The 20,766-nt window shown below is 52.3% G+C and carries 23 protein-coding genes; 13 read left to right on the top strand and 10 right to left on the bottom strand.

The window, feature by feature from the left end:
• Window positions 1-20: 20 nt before the first annotated feature.
• Window positions 21-1,727: an ABC transporter ATP-binding protein gene (locus KDC22_RS32140; protein WP_211721547.1), complete on the top strand. Its 1,707-nt coding sequence runs from the start codon at window positions 21-23 to the stop codon at window positions 1,725-1,727.
• Between the two features lie 102 nt (window positions 1,728-1,829).
• The gene (locus KDC22_RS32135) at window positions 1,830-2,426 is read left to right on the top strand and encodes a GNAT family N-acetyltransferase (RefSeq protein ID WP_246553168.1); all 597 of its coding nucleotides are present in this window, start codon (window positions 1,830-1,832) and stop codon (window positions 2,424-2,426) included.
• A 741-nt stretch (window positions 2,427-3,167) separates the two neighbouring features.
• Here the strand turns inward: KDC22_RS32135 and infC are convergent.
• A complete protein-coding gene (infC, locus tag KDC22_RS32130) occupies window positions 3,168-3,677 on the bottom strand; it encodes a translation initiation factor IF-3 (protein WP_173134101.1) in 510 nt (169 codons plus the stop codon).
• Window positions 3,678-3,875: 198 nt separating this feature from the next.
• Here infC and KDC22_RS32125 point away from each other — a divergent pair, with 198 nt between their 5' ends.
• The 3 genes from KDC22_RS32125 (at window position 3,876) to KDC22_RS32115 (ending at window position 6,723) form a co-directional block, all read left to right on the top strand.
• A complete protein-coding gene (locus KDC22_RS32125; protein WP_246553166.1) occupies window positions 3,876-4,457 on the top strand; it encodes an RNA polymerase sigma factor in 582 nt (193 codons plus the stop codon).
• On the top strand, window positions 4,450-5,298 hold the full coding sequence (locus KDC22_RS32120) for an anti-sigma factor domain-containing protein (RefSeq protein WP_211724281.1): 849 nt from the start codon (window positions 4,450-4,452) through the stop codon (window positions 5,296-5,298). Before KDC22_RS32125 ends, KDC22_RS32120 begins: the two co-directional genes overlap by 8 nt.
• 231 nt (window positions 5,299-5,529) lie before the next feature.
• Window positions 5,530-6,723 carry an IS256 family transposase gene (locus KDC22_RS32115; protein WP_211721545.1) on the top strand — a complete coding sequence of 398 codons (1,194 nt, stop codon included), beginning with the start codon at window positions 5,530-5,532 and terminating at the stop codon, window positions 6,721-6,723.
• Window positions 6,724-7,164: 441 nt separating this feature from the next.
• Here KDC22_RS32115 and KDC22_RS32110 read toward each other — a convergent pair whose 3' ends face one another.
• Complete coding sequence (locus KDC22_RS32110) at window positions 7,165-8,391, bottom strand: MFS transporter (RefSeq protein ID WP_211724280.1); 1,227 nt, start codon at window positions 8,389-8,391, stop codon at window positions 7,165-7,167.
• A 23-nt stretch (window positions 8,392-8,414) separates the two neighbouring features.
• Window positions 8,415-9,569, bottom strand: a complete 1,155-nt coding sequence (locus tag KDC22_RS32105; protein WP_246553164.1) for a serine hydrolase domain-containing protein — start codon at window positions 9,567-9,569, stop codon at window positions 8,415-8,417.
• A gap of 195 nt (window positions 9,570-9,764) precedes the next feature.
• On the opposite strand from KDC22_RS32105, the gene KDC22_RS32100 reads away from it, so the two are divergent.
• The 5 genes from KDC22_RS32100 to KDC22_RS32080 all read left to right on the top strand — a co-directional run bounded on the left by KDC22_RS32100 (window position 9,765) and on the right by KDC22_RS32080 (window position 14,140).
• Window positions 9,765-10,223, top strand: coding sequence for an Lrp/AsnC family transcriptional regulator (locus KDC22_RS32100; protein WP_173134098.1), 459 nt, complete (start codon window positions 9,765-9,767; stop codon window positions 10,221-10,223).
• A 104-nt stretch (window positions 10,224-10,327) separates the two neighbouring features.
• Window positions 10,328-10,648 (top strand): ArsR/SmtB family transcription factor, encoded by a 321-nt coding sequence (locus KDC22_RS32095; RefSeq protein ID WP_211724279.1) that lies wholly within the window; start codon window positions 10,328-10,330, stop codon window positions 10,646-10,648.
• 23 nt (window positions 10,649-10,671) lie between these two features.
• On the top strand, window positions 10,672-11,181 hold the full coding sequence (locus KDC22_RS32090; protein ID WP_173134092.1) for an SRPBCC domain-containing protein: 510 nt from the start codon (window positions 10,672-10,674) through the stop codon (window positions 11,179-11,181).
• Between the two features lie 233 nt (window positions 11,182-11,414).
• Window positions 11,415-13,145 (top strand): Imm51 family immunity protein, encoded by a 1,731-nt coding sequence (locus KDC22_RS32085; RefSeq protein ID WP_211721543.1) that lies wholly within the window; start codon window positions 11,415-11,417, stop codon window positions 13,143-13,145.
• A gap of 65 nt (window positions 13,146-13,210) precedes the next feature.
• Complete coding sequence (locus KDC22_RS32080) at window positions 13,211-14,140, top strand: copper amine oxidase N-terminal domain-containing protein (protein ID WP_246553162.1); 930 nt, start codon at window positions 13,211-13,213, stop codon at window positions 14,138-14,140.
• 131 nt (window positions 14,141-14,271) lie between these two features.
• On the opposite strand, the gene KDC22_RS32075 is transcribed toward KDC22_RS32080, so the two are convergent.
• The 4 genes from KDC22_RS32075 to KDC22_RS32060 all read right to left on the bottom strand — a co-directional run bounded on the left by KDC22_RS32075 (window position 14,272) and on the right by KDC22_RS32060 (window position 15,771).
• Entirely contained in the window at window positions 14,272-14,631 is a 360-nt protein-coding gene (locus KDC22_RS32075) for a helix-turn-helix domain-containing protein (protein WP_173134067.1), read from the bottom strand.
• Entirely contained in the window at window positions 14,621-14,971 is a 351-nt protein-coding gene (locus tag KDC22_RS32070; protein WP_173134064.1) for a helix-turn-helix domain-containing protein, read from the bottom strand. The genes KDC22_RS32075 and KDC22_RS32070 overlap by 11 nt, the downstream gene beginning before the upstream one ends.
• A 19-nt stretch (window positions 14,972-14,990) precedes the next feature.
• Complete coding sequence (locus KDC22_RS32065; protein ID WP_211721542.1) at window positions 14,991-15,338, bottom strand: helix-turn-helix domain-containing protein; 348 nt, start codon at window positions 15,336-15,338, stop codon at window positions 14,991-14,993.
• 70 nt (window positions 15,339-15,408) lie between these two features.
• Window positions 15,409-15,771 carry a helix-turn-helix domain-containing protein gene (locus KDC22_RS32060; protein ID WP_246553160.1) on the bottom strand — a complete coding sequence of 121 codons (363 nt, stop codon included), beginning with the start codon at window positions 15,769-15,771 and terminating at the stop codon, window positions 15,409-15,411.
• Window positions 15,772-15,955: 184 nt separating this feature from the next.
• Here KDC22_RS32060 and KDC22_RS32055 point away from each other — a divergent pair, with 184 nt between their 5' ends.
• Window positions 15,956-16,771 carry a DNA-binding protein gene (locus tag KDC22_RS32055; RefSeq protein WP_211721541.1) on the top strand — a complete coding sequence of 272 codons (816 nt, stop codon included), beginning with the start codon at window positions 15,956-15,958 and terminating at the stop codon, window positions 16,769-16,771.
• A gap of 19 nt (window positions 16,772-16,790) precedes the next feature.
• Here the strand turns inward: KDC22_RS32055 and KDC22_RS32050 are convergent, their stop codons facing one another.
• The 3 genes from KDC22_RS32050 to KDC22_RS32040 form a co-directional block, all read right to left on the bottom strand.
• Window positions 16,791-16,994 carry a hypothetical protein gene (locus tag KDC22_RS32050; protein ID WP_173134058.1) on the bottom strand — a complete coding sequence of 68 codons (204 nt, stop codon included), beginning with the start codon at window positions 16,992-16,994 and terminating at the stop codon, window positions 16,791-16,793.
• 117 nt (window positions 16,995-17,111) lie between these two features.
• Window positions 17,112-18,245 (bottom strand): SMP-30/gluconolactonase/LRE family protein, encoded by a 1,134-nt coding sequence (locus KDC22_RS32045; RefSeq protein ID WP_211721540.1) that lies wholly within the window; start codon window positions 18,243-18,245, stop codon window positions 17,112-17,114.
• On the bottom strand, window positions 18,245-19,045 hold the full coding sequence (locus KDC22_RS32040) for an SDR family NAD(P)-dependent oxidoreductase (protein WP_211721539.1): 801 nt from the start codon (window positions 19,043-19,045) through the stop codon (window positions 18,245-18,247). Before KDC22_RS32040 ends, KDC22_RS32045 begins: the two co-directional genes overlap by 1 nt.
• A 195-nt stretch (window positions 19,046-19,240) precedes the next feature.
• Between KDC22_RS32040 and KDC22_RS32035 the strand changes: the two genes are divergently transcribed.
• Window positions 19,241-19,918, top strand: coding sequence for a TetR/AcrR family transcriptional regulator (locus KDC22_RS32035; protein WP_211721538.1), 678 nt, complete (start codon window positions 19,241-19,243; stop codon window positions 19,916-19,918).
• 15 nt (window positions 19,919-19,933) lie between these two features.
• Entirely contained in the window at window positions 19,934-20,680 is a 747-nt protein-coding gene (locus KDC22_RS32030; RefSeq protein WP_173134046.1) for a sugar phosphate nucleotidyltransferase, read from the top strand.
• The last annotated feature ends 86 nt before the right edge of the window (window positions 20,681-20,766 follow it).

Genomic DNA, 20,766 nt, shown 5'->3' with positions numbered 1-20,766 from the left:
TAAGATTGGAGATTGTAATCATGCTAAGGAAATGTCTTGTCCACCTCAGAGGGTGGGTTGCTCTGTATATATGCCTCGGCTTTGCCATTCAGCTCTTGAGCAGTCTGGGCATTGTCGTCTTTCAGAGGATTCTCGACCAGGCGGTGGATGGAACGGGCTTCGGCGAAATCACCTATTGGATTGTCATCTACGGGGTCCTGCTCGGCTTGAATGTCCTGCTGAATTATGCGGATGAATATCCGAGTGCCCATTTGTCCAACAGTATCACGGAACGCTTGAAGATTATGGCCTTGTCCAAAATCTCCAGAATGGATTATTCCGCCTATCAGAACATGGGCACAGGCCAGATGATCAAGGTGATTGAGAACGGCGCGGCGGCCGGGAACAGCATTCTGTTTTCTTTTGTTCTCCATACGCTGCATGAGCTGCTGCCTACGATTCTCTTCAGCCTGCTCTTCATCAGCTATTATGATCTAAGCATCATGCTGGTGATTGCGGGCGGCTACGTGGTCATCTTCGTGTTAACCCATGTGCTGCTGAAGTCGCTCTACCGGATCAAGGCGTCGGTGCTGAAGGAGCAGGAGGCCATGTCCCGGTACGGGGTGCGCGGCTTCATGGAGCTGGTGGTCTTCCGGACCAACAAGAAGTATGCGCAGGAGATCAGCCGGTTGAACGAAACGGCACGGAAGATTATTAAGCAAAGTGCAAAGCTGCAGATGATTCATGAATCCTTCTTCGCCTTATTCGAATTATTCATTACGGTCATTAAGGTGATTGTGCTGTTGTACGGCGTGAAGAATGTGGTCTCCGGGCAGGCTTCTGTCGGGGTCATGGTCGCGCTGTTCATGTTCATTGAGAAAATCTACACGCCAATCGCCATCTTCAACGTATTATTCGTCGGCTATAAGCTGAACAGGGTGACCTATCAGCGGTTCGAAGAATTCCTGAATGCCCCGGAGGACCGGAATCTGGAGCAGGGTATAAGGATCACGCGGCTGGAGGGGGGACTGGAGTTCAAGGAGGTATCCTTCAGCTATGGGGAGGTGCAAGTGCTGGACCGGCTATCCTTCTCCATTGCGCCCGGAACCTCGGTTGCGCTGGTGGGCTTAAGCGGAAGCGGGAAATCGACGGTGATCAAGCTGATTACGGGCCTGCTGAAGACAAGCGGCGGCAAGCTGCTGGTAGACGGCACGGATATTGATGAGCTGAGTCTGGACAGCTATTATGATCATATCTCGTATCTGTCGCAGGACAGCCCGATCTTCGACACCTCCATCAGGGGCAATATGGTGTTTGACCAGAAGGTCCCGGATGAGGAGCTCTATGCGGTGCTGGACAAGGTTCATCTGAAGGAGAAGGTGCTGTCGCTGCCGGAGAAGCTGGAGACGAGGGTCGGTGAACGGGGCCTCAAGTTGTCGGGCGGTGAGCGGCAGCGGCTGGCCTTCGCCCGGGCGATCCTGCAGAAGCGCAATCTAATCATCCTCGATGAACCGGTGTCGGCGCTGGATAATATTACGGAGCGGAGCCTGATGGAGACGGTGTTTGCCGAGTTAAGGCATAAGACGGTCCTTATTATCGCGCACCGGCTGAACTTCATCAGCGAAGTGGACCAGATTCTGGTCATGGAGCAAGGCAGGCTGGTGGGGGAAGGGGACTTCGATTCCCTGATCCGGGACTGCGCATCCTTCCGCACGCTGTGGAATAACGGCAGGGGACAAACGGATTAAATTATCTTTTACCTTGCGGGCCTCTGACGCCTGGCCTATGCTGGGGTACAGACAGAACTTGAAAGTGAGGCTGCGCGTATTATGAATCCGGCATTGTCCAGGATGAGGCTCGAAACAGAGCGGTTAATCATCCGTCCCTATATTGAAAGTGATCTGAAGGCTTCGTTCGAGCTGATGCAGAACCCGGAGGTGCTGTCCTTCATGCATATGGAGGTCATGCCGCTGCATGAGTATGAAGGCCTGTTCCGCTGGCTGATGTTCAGCTATCATACCCCGTTTGAGCTGCCGTTCAAGTATTCCTTCGCGGTCTGCAGCCGGGCGACCGGCGGGCTGGTCGGCTGGTGCGGTGCCGGCGTGCTGGACTTCAGCGCACCGGATGTAGAGCTGTATTATCTGATCGGGCGTGAACACTGGGGCCGGGGATATGCGACCGAGGCCGCTGCGGCGCTCGCAGGCTATGCCTTCGATGTGATCGGGCTGGAGCAGTTATATGCCAAGGCAGATCCGCGCAATACAGCGTCCATCGGGGTGTTCCGGAAGCTGGGCTTCCGGCCTGAACGTGAGCTGGCCGGGTTAACCGGCGATTATGAAGAGTGCAACGGTGAACTGCTGCATGTACTGACGAAGGCACGGTTTGCGGAGCGGCTAAGTGTGGAAAATGAGCATGGGCTGGGCGGGCGGCCTAGTGTTGGGGAATGACCATGGCTGGGCTGGCAGGCGGGTGTTGGGAAATGACCATGGCTTGGGCTGGCGGGCGAGCGGACGGGCAATGAACCGAAGAGGCTGATGCGCGGATGGGCGCGGGATATGAGCGGGAGATCGGCGGAATAGGATGGAAGTAGCGCGGAAGAAGTGCGAATAAGTGCGGGGTGATCGGGAGATCGGAGATTAGGGATCAGGGATTGGAGATTAGGGATTAGGGATTGGGGATTGGGGATTGGGGATTAGGGATTAGGGATCAGGGATTAGGGATTAGGGATTAGGGATTAGGGATTAGGGATTAGAGATTAGGGATTAGAGATTAGAGATCTGAGATCACGGCTTGCTTAGCCGTATTGTAATAACAGGTGCCGTCCTTATAGGATGGCACCTGTTGTGTGTGAGCGGACTCCTATCGCTGTCTTATGCGGCATTGCGCCATTGTGGCAGTTTTGCAGACTGATTGTATTTTCTGCAATAGAATTCGCACTTTGCTAAGTTAAATCATCATCTGTTGTATTTCATACAATGACTTTCGTGAATTCTGCCCGAAAGCCTCGATTGTTCACGATTCTGCTGTACAGAGTGCAACAGAATCAATTATTAGACCAATTTCGGGGTCAGCTAATGTACAAAGTACAACAGAAGTAGAATTCAGCCAGTTCTGAACTCCTAACGATTAAGGGTGTCGAACAGGACCAAGACCATAATTCAGGCTTAAGCGTGCCTTGATAAGACAACTTACGTACGCGGATTCACTCTTACCTGTGCGCCCTTACCGCTGGTCTGCAGCCCGGAGGCCTTGCTTCCGGCGTCCTTCAGATCGGCCACCAGCCGTTCCAATACTGCCTTCGCGGCGGCGGCTTCCTTCGCGCCGGAAGACTTCACGACGAGCTGCACCGGCTTGCCGGAGCGCAGATGCTTGTCCGCCTGACGCAGCTTCGTATCGTAGTCATGCTCTTCAATATGGGCGGTGAAGCGCAGCTCCTTCACCTTCTCGTTGCTGCTGCCGCCTTGCGGGCGGCTGGTATCCCCCTTGCGCGCTGCTTGTGCAGCGGCTTTGCCTTTGCCCTTGGCAACCAGGCTGCAGGGCGGCGGACTGCTCATCAGCGAGGTGCAGACCAGGTCTGCTCCTGCGGCTTTGGCCAGGGCCAGAGCCTCGTTTCTGGATACGGTACCGAGCCTTTCGCCCTTCAGCCCGGTCAGCTCGACCTCGGCTGCCTTGATCTGTTCATTCATCAGTACGGCCACGGAAATGATCCTCCCTTTGTATATAATATAGCTATCATATATGGAAGCGGGCGGGGCTTCAATAACTGCCGCCGGTTGCTTCCGGAAGATGGACAGGCAGTTGAGCCGCTCCTGCAAAGCGGTTATACTCAGTGGAATGCAGCATATTCAGTGCTGAGTCACTGAAATACTATATTTTTGTTGAATGGGGGATGGCAATTGAATGACACCACGGACGATAAGCAGTGGATGCTGCTTATTGCACAGAAAGACTCGAATGCCCTCGAACTGCTCTATGACCGGTATGAACGGGTCATCTACAGCTTTGCTTATCAGATCGTGAAGGACCCGGCGGCTGCAGAGGATATCATGCAGGAACTGTTTCTGCGCCTATGGAAGAATGCCGGGCAGATAGACTTCGGCAAGGGCAAGCTGCTCACCTGGATGTTCACGGTGACCCGCAAGCTGGCGATAGATCATCTCCGGAAACGGGATGCCAGACTGCCGCAGCAATCCGCAGATTTCGGGAATCTGGAGCAGGTTCAGGATCTTACGGCACTTACCGGGGATGTTGCCGGGCTGCTGACAGCCGGGGAAGAGATCAGGGAGGCGCTGCTGGGGCTGAGCAGAGATCAGCAGCAGGTCATGGATATGATCTATTATCAGGGCTATACCCAGCAGGAGGTAGCGCAGCTTGTGGCGATTCCGCCAGGGACAGTCAAGGGAAGAGTCCGATTGGCTATGAAGCAGCTTCACAAGTCTGTACGGCACTGGGCAAGGAGGGATCATGTGTATGAGTGAACAGGTCGAGGAACTCTGCGAGTGGGTTGAATTATATGCTCTAGGTGCACTCACGGCAGAAGAGATGCAGCAATTCGCTGCCCATGCAGCAGATTGCGATGAATGCCGGAAGCTTGTAGCGGAATACCGTCAGGTACTGGACCATCTTCCTCTTGCCTCAGAGCCTATAGACTCTCCCTCCGGCATGAAGGAACGCATATTGTCACGGGTGTTAGAGTCCGGGAAGGCCGGGGCTCCGGCAGCTAAGCCGAATGCGGGCCTTACGGTTCAGCCTGCGGCAGAGCGCAGCAGCGTGGAGCATGAGCCGGTTAAGGCTCCTTCCGCAGAACAGGGCTTGCCCCAGTTAAGTATTCCGGCGCCTAGACCAACCCGCTTCCGGGGTTATATAAGCCTCGGATTAGCTGTGGCTGTGCTGCTGCTGCTAATCTATACCGGGCAACTGCGCGGGAATGTAGCAGAGCTGAAGCAGCAGAGTACTGCTGGCACCGGGCCGTTGCAGGGGCTTAAGGTGAACGAAGCGGTAACGCTTAGTCCCGCGGGAGAGGGGATATCCGCCAAGGGTGTGGTAACGCTTGCCGCAGATGCTTCCGGTACCCACCTCATAATCCAGGCGCAAGACCTGCCGGAGCTTACAGGTACGGAGGTCTATCAGGTGTGGCTGATGAAAGGGGACGCACCGGTGAATGCGGGCACCTTCATCTCACAGGCCGGAAACGGGGCGCTGTATTATTCATTTGATCCGAAGGACTATGATACTATAGCCGTTACGCTGGAACCGGATGCGGCGGGAAAGACCCCGCGCGGGAAGAAGATCCTGACCGCGCCGTTTAAGCAGGGGTAGCAACGGGAATATGGAGAGATAGCGGAATTTACCGCTATTCAAGCAGAACAGCCGGGAGGGTTCCCGGCTGTTTTTGTGCAAATATAAGGTGTTATATGAGCATTAGTACATCCCAATTCAGCGGACGCGATGGCGTAAAATAAGTTGTGTACCAGTATTTGGAGCCTAGTCAGGCAACAAAAAAGTAGGGTATCCTCAGGATTGCGAAACCACTAAGGAGGAACCCTACCAATGCCTATTTTACCCGAAAGTGCACTGAATAATCTATTTGAAAAACTTGTTAACGATTTTGTGAAAGACAACATGCAGTCCCTTCTGCGCACTGAAATCCAGGGGTTTATGGACAGCGAAGAATCCGGTGACTGCAATAGTCGCAACGGTTATTACACGCGAAATCTGCATACGAAATACGGCAATATCGAGAATCTTCAGGTGCCTCGTGACCGTCAGGGTTTGTTTCAGACCCAGATGTTTGAGCCGTACCAGCGACGCGACGGGTGGCTGGAAGAGGCCGTCATTCAGATGTATAAAAGCGGCATGGGCACGCGGGACGTCGCCCGGTTCATTGAGAGCATGTTCGGCAGCCACTACTCGCCCACCACCGTCAGCAACATTACCGCTACCGTCCTGGACGATATCCACCAGTGGCAAAAACGACCGCTGAGCAAGCGCTACAGCGTGATCTACCTGGACGGGCTGTACGTGAAGCTCAAACGGGGGACGGTTCGTGGCGAGGTGGTTTATTTTGCGATGGGCATTGATGAAGAGGGACAACGCCAAATCCTCGGGTTCTACGTGGGCGGTCAAGAGAGTTCAAACGGCTGGCGGGAGGTACTGAAAGACCTATACGACCGCGGAGCGCAGGAAGTGCTGCTCGGTGTGTTTGACGGGCTTCCAGGACTGGATGCAGCGTTTAAAGAGACCTATCCGCAGGCCGATGTGCAGCATTGTGTGGTGCACAAAGTGCGGGCCACCTTCCCCAAAATCCGAATCGAGCACAAAACCGATGTCTTGGAAGCCCTGAAGACGGTGTATACGGCACCGGATGAGGTCGTGGCCCGGGCAAATTTTGATACGGTCAAAGCCAAGTGGAACAAGCTATATCCGAAAGAAATGAAGTCCTGGGAGGAGCAATTATCCACCCTCCTGACGTTCTACAAGTACCCGGAGCCCATCCGCAAAGCGATCTACACGTCGAATCCGATTGAGCGAATGAACAAGGAAATCCGCAAACGCCTGAAACCGATGAACAGTCTGACGAATATGGATGCGGCGGAGAAAATCGTGTATCTGGAAATGCTCGACTACAATGAACGTCATGCGCAGCGGGTCGTCCCCGGCTTTGGGATGGAACCCGTTAAAAAAAAGCTCCTTGAGCTCTTTGAATCCCGCTACCCTTCCGTACCTACACCCGATGAAGCATAGCGGATGAATCCAGTTTCTGGGGGTCGGGGTTCCCCCTCCCCCCAGAAACACCTGCACCCCCAACCCGTAACCCGGGGAGGTACTTCTACTCTCTTACACAAACTTCTTGACGCTACCGCGGACGCGGTCCAAATGAGCCAATGAAGTGTATAAGTGCACCTGATTTCAGCGGACGCTACCCAAATGAGCCAATGAAGTGTATTAGTGCACCTCATTTCAGCAGTCGCGAGCCAAATGATCCAATGAAGAGTATAAATGCACCTGATTTCAGCAGACGCGGTCCAAATGAGCCAATGAAGTGTATTAGTGCACCTCATTTCAGCAGACGCGAGCCAAATGAGCCAATGAAGTGTTATTAATGCACCTCACCTCATTTTACCGGATGGCACCAGGGGTGGATAACGAGAATGGTGAAGTTTCCTTACATTTATTGGATTGAAATTAGTTATCGCCCTGGATATCCACAGTTCCGGGAGGGAACCCATGCGTTCTGCTGCGCCGGACTATCCATACCGAAAGGGCCAGCAAGACAAACAACGCCCATGGGAACGATGCAACACCCGTTGTTTCGAGAAGAATTCCACCAGCTATACCGCCTCCGCCAATGGCCAGATTCCATGCGGTTACAAGCATGGATTGCGCTACATCTGCGCTCTCTCCGCCAGCTGTAGCAATGGCTGTTTGCAGCAGCGTGGCTGCTCCCCCGAACGTTAAGCCCCATACAGCAGCTACTAGATAGATTACAACAGGCTTGCCGCTTCCAATGCTGAGCAACACAGATGCCAGCGCAAATGCGGTCAGGCTAATCAGAACCAGCAGTCTCAGATGACGATCAATCCACACGCCTGTTAACCAGATGCCAAGAAGTGCTGTAATCCCGAAAATAAGAAGCACCAGATCCACGCGCCCGGATAGTCCGGCCTGAGTAAGGTACGGTGCTATATAGGTGTACAGGATATTGTGGGCCAGTACCCAGGCCAGCACGACAAACAGGATCGGCCGCACTCCGGGGCTTGTGAACACCTTATTTAGCGGGAGCCGCTTATCCGCAGCTTCTCCCGGATAGTCCGGCAGCTTCCAGAGTATCCAAAGGGTTAGCAGCAGAGCGAACAGTGACAAGACTCCAAAAATATTACGCCAGCCTGCAAGGTCACCCAAGAATGTTCCGGCAGGGACTCCAAGCGCCAGGGCAAGTGGTGTCCCCGCCATTGCAATAGCCATAGCCCGTCCCTTAAGCTGCTCTGGTACCATGCGCCGGGCATAGCCTGCGATCATTCCCCACAGGACACCCGCGCACACACCCGCGAAGAAACGGGCCGCAAGGGTCAAAGGATAACTCGAAGATACGGCAGTAACGGTATTGAATATGAGGAAGCCAAGGATGCATAGTAACAGTAGAGGTCTCCGCCTCCAGCCGCGTGTTACTGTGGTCAATGGAATGGCGGCGAGCAACGAGCCTAGGGCATAGAGGGTAACAAGCTGACCTGCCATGGCCTCTGTTACTCCAAGACCCGTACTGATCTGAAGGAGGAGTCCGGCGGGAATCGTCTCCGTCAGAATACAGATAAACCCGGTCATTGCCAGAGCAATCAATCCAGCCCAGGGAAGACGCTCTGGAGCAGGGAGAGGGGGGCTTTGCTGCGGAGAAGCAATTGTGCCGCTGCTCATCGCAATGCTCTTATTGGTGTTGTTCATGACGGGTCCAATCTGCCGTAGATGGCATTGCACAGGTCAACCGTGAACGGACCTGACATACCCTCCAGTGCGGTATTGGTGAAGGCTACCACACTTAGCCGCTGCTTGACATCGACGAACCACGAATGGCCATAGGTGCCGCCCATGCGCCAAGTGCCAAGGGACTCCGCAGTGTTGGCGGCAGCAGGATCTTTAAGGACGGTCATCCCGAGGCCGAAACCCCGTCCAGGCCAGAAGGGCATGGGCAGATCGCCAATCTGGTTTGCCGTCATTTCGCGGACCAGAGACTCCGGCAATAGCGGCGCACCGCCTTTGCGCAACGTCTCCAGCAGCAGCAGGAAGTCTCCGGCACTGCCTACCATGCCGGCTCCGCCGGAAGGAAAGGCAGTGCTGTCTAACGCCCGGTCCGGGGCAAGGCGGAAGCCTGCCGTTCCTTCTACAAAGGCCAATCTGTCCGGATTCTCCATAAGCCGCAGTCCGGGAACATCATCGGCATAAGCTGAGGCCAGGCGCTGCGGGTCTACGGCAACGAAGCTGGTATCCATCAGATTGAGGGGGCGAGTAATAAGTGAGCGGACCGTTTCACTGAGCGTGTTCCCGCTAACGTTAGCAATCACTGCTCCCAGCACATCTGTTGCGATAGAATATCTCCACTGGGTGCCAGGATGATAGAGAAGCGGAACAGACGCGAGCCGCTTCAGGTTCTCTTCAAGCGTGATACCGGACTGATCCATGCCATCGGATACGCCAGCCTGCTCATAGGAACCGCCTTCTTCCTGAAAGAAACGGTAGGTCAGACCGGCAGTGTGTGTCATTAAGTGACGGACTGTCATTGCTGGAGTCTCTCCGTTCTCAAGCCGTGGCTGAAAGCCCGGCAGCCACCGGTCTACACGGTCATCCAGCTTCAGGCGCCCTTGCGCCACCAGAATCAGAGCAGCCGTAGATGTATACGGTTTGGATACCGAGGCGAGCCGGAACAAGGCATCCTCCCGCATAGGCTGGTTGAGCTCGCGGCTCGCATAACCAGCAGCACGGCTATAGATGAGTTGCCCGTCTAATGCTACCTTTATGACAACACCTGCCAGACGCTTGTCTGTTAACGTCTTGTCGATGACCTTGTTAATGCGTTCCGGGAGACGGTTAGGGTTCATGGTGTTCGAATAGAGCATACTCAACATCCTTTCGCTACAGTTAAAGCAGTAACTATTTCTGCTTTACTATTGTAAGTTAAGTATATAAGATAAATTAACTTGAATACATGAGCCATTAACGTTAAAATCCGCCTTATACATTTAAAGTTAAGGGATTTCAAATAAATAATCTTAAAATTAAAGGAGAGGTCAACAATGGACTCTATTGACAAGCAAATTCTGTTCCATCTGCAAAATCAGGCGAGAATCTCAATGACAGAGCTGGGGAAGAGCGTAGGTCTGTCTCAGCCAGCAGTAACGGAAAGAGTTAAGCGTATGGAGGAAAGCGGGGTAATCAAGGAGTACCGGACGATTATCTCGCCGGAGAAGATCGGGAAACAGGCTGCGGCTTATATCCTTTTCCACTCCAGAGAGTGTCATGCTTTTGTGGACTTCTGCCGTGCTCATCCCGATGTCGTAGAGTGCTACCGCATCAGCGGAGAACACAATTATCTGTTAAAAGTCATGTCCGACTCTACACAGGGTCTTGAGGAGTTTGGGAATCAGTGTGATAAATACGGGAATTATACGATTCTGATCGTTATGTCATCGCCAATAGATCATAAGAATCTCCTTCCTTCGCTGGAAGAAGCAGGTGAAAATCTGCTTAAATAGAGATAAGAAACCTTAACAATATTCCTTGACAGGAATATTCCTGATAAGCTATATTTAGAATGTACCCGGATACTAAAAGGCTGTATAAAAGGAATATGGAAATGATGGACACAATGACATTTAGCGCACTTGCTGAGCCTACCCGCCTGCGGATGGTTGAGATCCTGAAGGACGGGCCGATGAGCGTAGGCGATATCGCCGAGCGGCTCACGCTCCGTCAGCCTCAGGCCTCGAAGCATTTGCGTGTGCTGCTGGAAGCCGGACTGGTTGAGGTGGAAGCGGCGGCTAACCGCCGGAACTACAGGCTGCGTACGGAGCCGCTGGAGGCTATGGATGCCTGGCTGGAAGCTTACCGCAAGCTGTGGAATGAACGCTTCGACAATCTGGATGATTATCTGCGGCAGCTGCAGTCCGAAGACAAATGAATGACTATCAGGAGGGATTAGGAATGTCTGGCACAATGATTTCCCGAGTAGAAGGTCTTGAGCTGGTTCTGGAACGTGTATTCAATGCCCCGCGTGAGCTGGTATTCAAAGTATTCTCTGAGGCAGAGCATCTGAAGCAGTGGTGGGGACCGCGCGGCTGGATTGTTCCCTTCTGCACTGTTGATTTTCGTCCGGGCGGCATCTGGCATTATTGTATGAAGTGTGTGGATGAGAAGCAGGGGGAATTCTTCGGAATGGAATCCTGGGGCAAGGGCGTCTACCATGAGATTGTCGATGGCGAGAGATTCGACTATACCGATTACTTCTCCGATGCCGAAGGCAATGAGACGGAAGGGATGCCGTCCACACTGGTCAGTATGAGGTTCGAAGAGGTTGAGGGCGGGACGAAGCTGGTCAGCCGGTCGAAGTATGATTCGGAGGAAGCGCTTAAGACGGTCATGGATATGGGGATGGAGCAAGGGATCACCGAAACCTGGGACCGGCTCGAAGAGCACCTGCAATCCATTCAGTAGCTTGACGGAATATAGGTTGAACGTTCATAGAGAGGTTGTCTTGATGCCGGATATCCGGCCGAGGCGGCCTCTTTTTGAGATGGACTGTTATAGGGTCACCTTAAAAGGACGGCGTAGCCGTTTCTATTTGTGATTTTCCGGTGAATGGGTAATAGCGAATATACTGACAACAAGCAGTCCTGCGGAATTGGGGACAGGCTTGTTTTGCAGTGTTCAATTAGGGGGCCAAAGGCATGGATGAGGCGTTGCTGGAACAGGTGAAGCGTTGGCATGATGAAGATGAATATCAGCAGATTGTGGACCGTATTCTGGAGATTCCGCCGGATGCAAGAGATTATGAGTGTATCGGCCAATTAGGCAGAGCTTACAATAACCTGGGTGAATACGGGGAGGCGCTGGAGCACCTGCTCAGCATCTCCAAGGAAGGCGGGGATGATCCGCTGTGGCAATTCCGTATAGGGTATTCCTACTATCACCTGAAGCAGTATGAGCAGGCTATTCATGCGTTTGAACGTGCGGAGGCGCTGGAGCCGGGAGACGGGGATACCGCGAGAATGCTGGAGTGGAGCCGGGAAGGCGCCCGGCGTGAGACAAGAGAGCAGGCAAGACGCGCCGAAGCGCTGGAGGCCTTGAAGGTGAATAGAGAGGGTGGCGGTAGAGACCTTGGTGCATTCCTCGACTATTGCGCGGACTTCTGGGAGGACAGTGACTATGCCTTGAAGGAGTATGTGTCCCCGCTGCCCAGTGACGAGCTGATTGCCTCTGTGGAGCAGGAGCTGGGTTATAAGCTGCCGGCCTCTTACATCGCCATGATGAAGCAGCATAACGGCGGGATTCCGCTCAATACGTGTTTTCCGGTGAATGAACCCACTTCCTGGTCTGAAGATCATGTTGCAATATCCGGAATTGCCGGGATCGGCCGTGACAAAAGCTATTCCCTCTGCGGGGAGCTGGGCAGCCGCTTCATGATTGAGGAGTGGGGCTACCCCGATATCGGCGTGGTTTTCGGCGATTGTCCTTCCGCTGGACATGATGTCATTATGCTGGATTACCGTCACTGCGGCCCGGAAGGGGAACCGGAGGTGATTCATGTGGACCAGGAGAGCAACTATGAGATTACGTTCCTGGCCCCGGACTATGAGACTTTCATTCGCGGGCTGGTGAACGAGGAGGTCTATGATACCTCGGAGGAGGATAAGCAGGAGGATCTGCAGAAGGTAGCGTCCGCGCCGTTCTCTCCGCTGCTTCAGGAGCTGTGCGATAAGGTTACGGAAGTGGACGGTATAGAAGGGATTATCCGCAAGATCTGCACCTCCATCGTAGAGGAGAAGGGCCATTTCTCTCTTCACGCGGACGAACGCTCCACCTTGATGTATGATCTCCAGTTCTGGCTCTATACCAGCGCTTACCCGAATACGAGCCGTGACCAGTATCTTGAGGTGTATTCCAAAATGATCGCGTTCGGCGGTGAATTCAGCACAGGCGGATATGCCCCGGGCTTCATCTCGGACTGGCTGGATGACCGGGTCCGGCAGGGAATGATCGTGGAGACGGAGGGGGCGCTCCGGTTCACGGATGAGGCGAAGGAACAATTGCTGAAGAAGCTGAAGCAGGCAGAAATCGCGGATGCTGTGGACCTGAAGCCTTTTATAATCGTGGAGCAGGAGAATGGCGGGAAATCGGTGATTCTGAACGTTAATATATACAAAACCGAAATATTCGCCGCGCGGGAAGAGGAAGGCTTCGAGGGCAACGGGTATGATTGGGGCTCGCTGGCCGCGGTATTCCTGGAGGAAAAGATGCCTGAGCTGGCCGGTATTGTCCGCTTCGATCCGGAGGCAGATATGTTCTGCGCCTATTCATCCGACGGTGACGCGCTTGTCGCCTTCGCGACTGCCTTCAAGCGGGCTTGCGAGGATGACGCGCTCATCCGCGATCTGTTCTTACGTGCGGAGCTGGATTAGACTAGGAACTTTTTGGATTTTTTTGCGTCTCTACTATAAAGGAATGTAAAATTCAGGAGGTTGTGATGATGAGGAAGTTACTCCTAGGTTCAACTGTTATTCTATGTGCTGCGCTGCTGGCACCGGTAGCGCATACGGCGTCCGCAGCGGGTCCGGCTCCAAAAGGAACACAAGTAGTTGTGAATAATAACGAATTAGAGACCACAGATATTCTTAATAAGAATAATCAGGTGTTTTTTAGCCTGACTTCACTCCAAAGCTTGGGCGGATTAACGTTTGCCTGGAATAATACGACTAAGCAAGTAACGGTGAAGGGGAGCGGCACCAGCCTGCAGTTGACCATAAACCATACCACTGCCCTGAAAAATGGAGCCTCCGTGTCCTTAAGCGCTGCTCCCTTTATTCATAAGGGCAAGACCATGATTCCTTTACGTTTTGTTGCCGAAGCCCTGGACGGTTCCGTAACTTGGAATCCCAACACCCAAACGGCATTTGTGTCCAAACCAGGCGCGAAATTGTTGGGTGATCTGAAGAGCAGCGAGTTAAGCACGGCAAGGAATGCTGCGATTAATCTTCCCAGAGTGTCACAGCTCACGGAGGACTTTGAACCTTCTCTGGAGACCGCCAGTCTCCAGTATTATTTTCCGGCAAAGACCAAAGACCGGTTCATCGAGGTCAATAATAATGTAATCCGTTATTATCAATTGACGCAGAACACAGCTTACCTTAAGTGGCAAGCTCTCACTGGCGACAAGGCCGGCAAGCAAGATAACCTGTATTTCATTAACCGCGCTCTTACGCAGGAGAATGGTTCCTTACCGGATTTTACAGCTACGACCTTCGCAAGCTTTCGCTGGATGCCTCATATCACTTCCACGGGGTATGGTTTGATGAATAAGGGGAATTGGAATGAAGTTATTTATAAAGAAGCCGAGGTTCCTCAACCTAAGCTGAAGGAAAATTATATTATTGTGGATATTCCAGAGGAACAATAATGGGTGATCGTATGGTGACTGTCCTGAGGTTGCTGTGACTCCAGGGAGAATGTAAGGCTGGGTGTCTGTGACGCCCAGCCAACTGGGAAAGGAACACCTTATGGCATTGCGTTAAAGTCCAAGTAGTGTTTTTAAAGAATATGCTTCTTGTCCTCCCACTCCAAAATAGAGATTAATATACGGAGTACCATCTCCTGATCTACTGACGAACGTTCAACAAGCAACTCTATAATCTGACTAAGAGCATCCTTTTGCTCCATGGGTCCAATATAGCGGAACAGTTCCTCCAACGATATGTGTAACCCGCCAACTACCTTCTCCAAAGTTTCAAGCGTGAGGTTCTTCTCTCCACGTTCAACTTGTCCCACATAATTCGTATGTAAACCTGACCGTTCGGCAAGCTGCTCTTGCGATAGGTTCATCTCTTTGCGTATTTTTCGAATGCGCTCTCCGATTCTTTTAACAAGCTCGGATTTGGACTCATCTGTCATCTTTTTTTTCAGAGCTATCCAATGTAGCCATCACTTCCCGGTTGATCTTGGTGAGAGCTTCGATTTCGTTTGTACTCCTACCACTAATCAGAGTCATATGTTCATCTAACGCCTTACGGCGGTTGGTATGATCCTCGAAACGGAAAATTTCTTCAGCGGGAATTTGGAAGGCAGCTATTATTTTCTCCAGTGTCTCCAAAGAAATATTACGGTCTCCACGTTCAACCCCGCCTATATAGCTATAGTGAAGTGATGCAGCTTCCGCCAGCTGTTCCTGGGTCCATCCTTTTGCTTTTCTAAGCTCACGTATCCGACTTCCAACACTTTCTGGTAAATTCATGGGATCACCTCAGGTATGTTTAATCCTCAAAAGCTCTCCGTACCTCTCTGACAATCTTATTCAAAGTACTTATTTGCTTAATGCTTAACTCACTAACCACAACTGCATATTCATCAATGGCTCCCCGCTGCGCGGCTTCGACCTCATTAAGATCATCCATATTTTGAAACAATTCCAACGGCTGAATGTTCAAAGCGGCAACTATCTTCTCCAGTGTATCAATCGAAAAATTCCGTTCACCGCGTTCTACGGCCCCTATGTATGCATCATCCAAGTTGGATAATTCCGCTAGCTGTTGTTGGGTAAGCCCTTTTGCTTTTCTTATAGCCCGAATTCTGTCTCCGACTGCATTCCGTAAGTCTGTCATAGGTATCACCTTTTCCAAAGGTTAAGAAAAAAAGTTCAAGGGGAGAGGAGCGTTTCATCTTTGCATTATTTTAAAGGTTGTACTTCTTCTCTTCCCACTCCATGACCGACTTCAGTATACTAAGCGCCATCATTTGGTCTTCTGACGGACGTTCAACAAGCAACTCTATAATCTGACTAAGAGCATCCTTTTGCTCCATGGGTCCAATATAGCGGAACAATTCCTCCAACGATATGTGTAACCCGCCAACTACCTTTTCCAGAGTCTCAAGCGTGAGGTTCTTCTCTCCACGTTCAACTTGTCCCACATAATTCGTATGTAAACCTGACCGTTCTGCAAGCTGCTCTTGCGATAGGTTCATCTCTTTGCGTATTTTTCGAATGCGCTCTCCGATTCTTTTTACAAGCTCGGATTTGGACTCATCTGTCATCATGGCTCACCTCATGACAAGCTTAACTGAGTAAATGCACCTTATTAACACTCTATAGATTGTGTTTGACTTTAATATAACATTTATAGATAATAAAGTTATATTCCATTATTTACTTTTCATTCAAAATAATACGTCTTACTAAAGGGAATAGAAGTATCTCTAACCACCAAAGGAGGCCCCATCCATGCGCCCTTCCATTCTGAAATTACTTAACCCGGACATTATCGTTGAAATGCTGGATATGGCATATCGCTTAGAGGATTGGGACAAGATGCTGAACACGGCGGGTATTCTTTACAATTTCGCGCAGTGTATCTACGAGGAGCGGCAGTATCACAAGGCTAAAGGGCTTCCGGTACCACTTGTGGACACGCAGCGTCCGCTTGTGTATTACTTCGGGTTCAGTCATCTGATGCAGGGCATTGCCTATCAGAAGCAGCAGAAGTATGACGAGGCAAAAGAGACGATATACCGCTATGCCGAGCTTGGCTGGATGGAAGAGTTAGGGGTAGAAGGGGAGGAGATTGCCGAGGAATTCAGGTATTTGGCCCGTGCCAACCTGTATATCGTGGAGATTTTGTCTGGCAGGATGGATTTTCTGGAGGGGTATACCCAGTTCTTGCAGGATAATCCTGAAGAGCTGTTGCCGGGATTAGGGACTATTGTGCAGGCTGCGGTGAATTATAGGCTGGATGTGGACGATCTGCTGCATAGGTTCGCGGAGCAGAGTGCCGGATTTGGGGACTATGAAGATGCAGATAATCTCTCGCATTATTTCAGCTATTGTTATCATTTGGCTCTATATCATAGACGGGCAGGCAGACTGCAGGAGGGGCTGGACTGGACAATGCAATCTTTAAGGCTGGCCCACCAGTCCAAGCAGGACGGGAATTTCAAGCGCTGTCTGGCGCTGTTCGAAGCACTGCGGGAAGGGATGACGGACGAACAGGCCGGGGGATATCATGGATTGTTACAGGAGTGCCTTGGTCAAATTGTTTGAGTTGCATGTGGAGTTAGGTTCAAATCTTGTTCTTCTTCCGTAAAAGAAAGATCAGTCCGCCAATCAAGAATCCGCTTATCACTCCTGCTAAGACAGATTTGAGGATGCTGAGTACAATATCTATGGATGTGTCGTCAGGTGTTGCAGTCAGATTCACAATGAATAGCAGACTGAACAGAATAGATGTGATTAGAAAGGTTTTTGAGGCAAGGAATCGTTTCATGGCTCTCCTCCGTTCACCTTCGATTCTACCATATCTACATAAAAAGCAGCCCCTCCGGAGAGAGCTGCTATTTGGACTGCCTCAAACCCGGCAGCAGAGTGGATTAATGTAACAATCTTACGGCTTCAAAAGCACCCGGTGAACTCCCTGGCTGCCGCCTGGTGCGGTTCCGAGATATAAATACTCCCCGTGGCTTACGGCAGTGGTGATGCCATACAAGGTTCCTTCCGGATCATGCCAGCTGTTCACCAGCTCTCCTTCGGGTCCGTATTCTGCAACTAGTCCGTGCTTCACCGGGGCACTTGCTCCATTCAACAGGGACTGCGGAACTTTGGACATCGTTGCTGCTACCCAGGGATGACTATGCATGTAATCGGCAAAAGCCAGACGGGTCGTGAATACCCCTACCCAGAAGTGTCCCTGAGCATCCCGGGTGATATTGTCCGGGAACCCTGCCAGATTCTCCGCAAAAATATCAGAGGTGCCTTGCTTGGGCCCCTTCAGCCAATACCGGGTCAGCTGGTAATGGTACGATTCAGCAACAAGCACGAAATCTTCATCGGCAGACAATGCGACTCCGTTAGCGAAATACAAATCCTTCAGCAGAACGGTTGTCTGCTTGGTCTGCGGATCATATTTCAACAACCGTCCATGCGGTTTGTTCTCGGCGATCTCTTTGAACATGACCTTGCCATAGTTAGAGGTATCGGAGAAATAGATGGATCCGTCTTGCGCGATGTCCAGCTCATTTGCCAGATAGATCGGTCCTCCATCTACTTCCGTGGCCAACACTTCAATCTTTCCATCCTTGTCAATCGACAGCAGCCCCTTCTGAATATCCGCCACAATCAAATTTCCGTCCGCATCGAATTTCAGCCCGTTAGGTGTTCCCTGGGTATCGGCGAACACTTCTGCCGGCTGCGCCTTGCCTTCCGCATCGAAGGCCACCCGGTAGATTGTGCCGTCAGAGTCGCCTGTATACAGCCGCCCCGCAGCATCAAAAGTGATAAATTCCGGAAACTTCGCGCGGTCTGTTACCAGCTCTGCGGAGCTAAGCTTATTGTTCTCTTTCCAGGGACCCTTCGTCTCAAAAGAAGGGGCGGCAGGTGCAGACCATACGGCGGGCTCCACCGGGGCAGGCATCAGCAGGAATCCGGCGATTCCCAGCACAATGACCCCGAGCAGGACCAAACCCCATCTGCGGATGTGTTGACCGGTGGAACGTTTACGTGGATTGGTTACTGTGGACATTATAGATCCTCCTTAGAGTGTGTGGGGCGAAGCATACCGCCGACCAGCCGCAGACCTTGCCTGCGGGTCATGAACCGGGTAATCTGGGCACTCAGGTAGTTGCGGAGTCCCGGAACCACGTACTGTTTCCCTCTGGCCATAGCGCGCAGGGTAAGGGCTACTACCCGCTCCGGCGAATCCTTCGCGCCGCCGACAGAGGCGTCCTCTGTACCCACCACGTTGAAGAAATTAGTCTCCGTGGAGCCTGGACACAGGGCGAAGAATTGGACACCGCGATTACGATTCTCCCACCACAGCGCGTCGGTAAAGGACAAGACAAAGGCCTTGGTCGCCCCGTAGACGGCCATATAAGGCAGCGGCTGAAAGCCTGCGGTCGACGATACATTGATCACCGCGCCTGCCCCTCTGTGGAGCATGCCGGGAAGGAATAAATGAGTCATATCGACTACAGCGGTGACGTTGAGCATCACTTCTTCATGCTGGCGTTCGCCGGAGACCTCTTCGAACAGGCCGTGGGTGGCAAAGCCCGCATTGTTAACCAGCAGATCTATACTCAGGCCAAGCTGCTGGCATTGACGGTACAGCTCTCCGGCAGCGCCTTCGAGCGATAGATCCAGGGGAATAACCCGGCACTGGACTCCATGGCTGCGCGTCAACTCGGCTGCGAGCGCCTCAAGTTTGCTTTTGGTTCTAGCTACCAGCACCAGATGACTGCCTTCCTTGGCTAACTGTCTTGCGAACTGTTCGCCGATTCCCGATGAGGCCCCGGTGATCAACGACCATTTTCCTTTAATATTCATAAGTTCTACTCCTTCTGGTACAATGTTTTGTTTTGGTAACACTGTTTCCTATGTGAATCATAGTAACCAAAAGGGCGTGCCTGTGTCAACTCCTTTTTTTGAGCGTGAGGGTTCAATTGACAACCTATGTTCAAATGTTTAGAATTCCTGTTATAACCGGGCAACTCTGTTGCTGGTCCATAACATGATAACCGAATGAAGGTGATTCTTATCAGTAGCGAAGACAAATCTTCACCCTCCACGGAGCGGGTATTAAAAACATATCAGGAAGCCCGTCTGCAAAATACGGAGAATCTCCGTAAGCTTGTGGTGGATGCGGCCGCCGCCATTCTCCAGGAAGAGGGGCCGGAGGCCGTCACTGTGCGCAGAGTATCACAAAGAATGGGCTGTTCTACCAAGATCATTTACAGTTTGTTTGTCAATAAAGAGGGACTGGCCCAGCAATTGTATCTGGAGGGCTGCAAGCTGCTGGCCCAGCGCTTCGAAGAGGTGCCGCCGTCGCCAGATCTGCTGCAGCATCTGCTGGATCTGGGCGAAGCGTTCTGGCAGTTCGGACAGGACTACACCAGCTACTATAAGCTGATGTTCGGAGGGGCTTTTGCCGAGTTCAAGCCGGATGCGGAGAGTATGCAGGGGACGATGACCGCCATACACCGCCTGCTGGTTCTAATCAGCACTGCCCAGGAGCAGGGACAGATCTCGGATCAGGAAGAGACCGGGACCCTCGTCAGCACCATATGGGCATCGCTGCACGGTGTAATCCACCTGTATATGGGCGGCTTTCTGGGTGATGTGGGGGCGGCCCATACCATATATAGACAAACAATGAGGCTGCTGTCCGAGTCCTTGTTTGCCGCATCCAAGCCAGAGTAGAGGAGCGAACAAGGGATGATTGCACTAATCTTGGCTGCGGGATATGCCACCCGCCTCTATCCGTTAACCCGGGATACCCCCAAGCCGCTGCTGCCTGTTCAGGGGAGCCGGACGATCCTGGATCTGCTGGCCGCCCGGCTGGAGGTGCTGGAGGAGATTTCGGAGATTCTCATTGTGACGAATGACCGCTTTTTTCATGCTTTTGAACAGTGGCAGCAGCAGTATCAGGGCTTGAAGCCGGTTCGGGTGCTGAACGATGGCACATCTTCTCCTGAGGGCCGGTTAGGCGCGATTGGCGATATCCAGTTTGTGCTGGAGCGGGAACAGCCGCAGGAAGATCTGCTGGTTCTGGCAGGCGATAATGTGCTGGGATTCGGCCTTGAGGGGTATTTGGAGTATTTTCACGAGGTGGGGACCGACTGTATTCTTGTCCGTAAGGTGGATGATCCGGCTGAGCTTCGCAGTATCGGCGTGGCGGAGCTGGATGCGCAGATGCGGGTCCTGTCGCTGGAGGAGAAGCCGCAGGAGCCCCGCTCGAACATAGGCGTATTCGCTCTCTATATCTATAAGCGGTCCACGCTGCCGCTGTTCTCCCGTTATCTGGCCGAAGGGGGCAACCCGGATGCGCCGAGTTATTTCCCCGAATGGCTGCATTCCCGCCAGGAGATGCGGGCCTATTATACGGAGGGGACGATTGATGATGTCGGCACCCCGGAGGCCTACGCAGAGATGCGGGTCAGGCTGGGGGAACAGGCAGAGTGATCTGGGTTAATAATCAAAAAAAACGCACGGGTACAGAGAGAATTTCTCATTCCCGTGCGTTTTATTTGGAAGAGCAAGGGTAGTAG

This window comes from Paenibacillus tritici (assembly GCF_018207515.1).
GTDB classification, from domain to species: Bacteria; Bacillota; Bacilli; order Paenibacillales; family Paenibacillaceae; genus Paenibacillus_AQ; species Paenibacillus_AQ tritici.
The sequence above is the reverse complement of the archived record's forward strand: the minus strand, read 5'-3'. Positions and strand labels throughout refer to the sequence as shown.

What these genes read in the sequence shown, in the direction of transcription:
- KDC22_RS32055 (WP_211721541.1), top strand. Translation starts at nt 15,956, where the DNA reads ATGCGCCCTTCCATTCTGAAATTACTTAACCCGGACATTATCGTTGAA.
- KDC22_RS32070 (WP_173134064.1), bottom strand. Translation starts at nt 14,971, where the DNA reads ATGAATTTACCAGAAAGTGTTGGAAGTCGGATACGTGAGCTTAGAAAA.
- KDC22_RS32050 (WP_173134058.1), bottom strand. Translation starts at nt 16,994, where the DNA reads ATGAAACGATTCCTTGCCTCAAAAACCTTTCTAATCACATCTATTCTG.
- KDC22_RS32115 (WP_211721545.1), top strand. Translation starts at nt 5,530, where the DNA reads ATGCCTATTTTACCCGAAAGTGCACTGAATAATCTATTTGAAAAACTT.
- KDC22_RS32065 (WP_211721542.1), bottom strand. Translation starts at nt 15,338, where the DNA reads ATGACAGACTTACGGAATGCAGTCGGAGACAGAATTCGGGCTATAAGA.
- KDC22_RS32085 (WP_211721543.1), top strand. Translation starts at nt 11,415, where the DNA reads ATGGATGAGGCGTTGCTGGAACAGGTGAAGCGTTGGCATGATGAAGAT.
- KDC22_RS32120 (WP_211724281.1), top strand. Translation starts at nt 4,450, where the DNA reads ATGAGTGAACAGGTCGAGGAACTCTGCGAGTGGGTTGAATTATATGCT.
- KDC22_RS32140 (WP_211721547.1), top strand. Translation starts at nt 21, where the DNA reads ATGCTAAGGAAATGTCTTGTCCACCTCAGAGGGTGGGTTGCTCTGTAT.
- KDC22_RS32105 (WP_246553164.1), bottom strand. Translation starts at nt 9,569, where the DNA reads ATGAACCCTAACCGTCTCCCGGAACGCATTAACAAGGTCATCGACAAG.
- KDC22_RS32100 (WP_173134098.1), top strand. Translation starts at nt 9,765, where the DNA reads ATGGACTCTATTGACAAGCAAATTCTGTTCCATCTGCAAAATCAGGCG.
- KDC22_RS32035 (WP_211721538.1), top strand. Translation starts at nt 19,241, where the DNA reads ATGAAGGTGATTCTTATCAGTAGCGAAGACAAATCTTCACCCTCCACG.
- KDC22_RS32135 (WP_246553168.1), top strand. Translation starts at nt 1,830, where the DNA reads ATGAGGCTCGAAACAGAGCGGTTAATCATCCGTCCCTATATTGAAAGT.
- KDC22_RS32110 (WP_211724280.1), bottom strand. Translation starts at nt 8,391, where the DNA reads ATGAGCAGCGGCACAATTGCTTCTCCGCAGCAAAGCCCCCCTCTCCCT.
- KDC22_RS32090 (WP_173134092.1), top strand. Translation starts at nt 10,672, where the DNA reads ATGTCTGGCACAATGATTTCCCGAGTAGAAGGTCTTGAGCTGGTTCTG.
- KDC22_RS32095 (WP_211724279.1), top strand. Translation starts at nt 10,328, where the DNA reads ATGGACACAATGACATTTAGCGCACTTGCTGAGCCTACCCGCCTGCGG.
- KDC22_RS32060 (WP_246553160.1), bottom strand. Translation starts at nt 15,771, where the DNA reads ATGATGACAGATGAGTCCAAATCCGAGCTTGTAAAAAGAATCGGAGAG.
- KDC22_RS32040 (WP_211721539.1), bottom strand. Translation starts at nt 19,045, where the DNA reads ATGAATATTAAAGGAAAATGGTCGTTGATCACCGGGGCCTCATCGGGA.
- KDC22_RS32030 (WP_173134046.1), top strand. Translation starts at nt 19,934, where the DNA reads ATGATTGCACTAATCTTGGCTGCGGGATATGCCACCCGCCTCTATCCG.
- KDC22_RS32045 (WP_211721540.1), bottom strand. Translation starts at nt 18,245, where the DNA reads ATGTCCACAGTAACCAATCCACGTAAACGTTCCACCGGTCAACACATC.
- KDC22_RS32075 (WP_173134067.1), bottom strand. Translation starts at nt 14,631, where the DNA reads ATGACAGATGAGTCCAAATCCGAGCTTGTTAAAAGAATCGGAGAGCGC.
- KDC22_RS32080 (WP_246553162.1), top strand. Translation starts at nt 13,211, where the DNA reads ATGATGAGGAAGTTACTCCTAGGTTCAACTGTTATTCTATGTGCTGCG.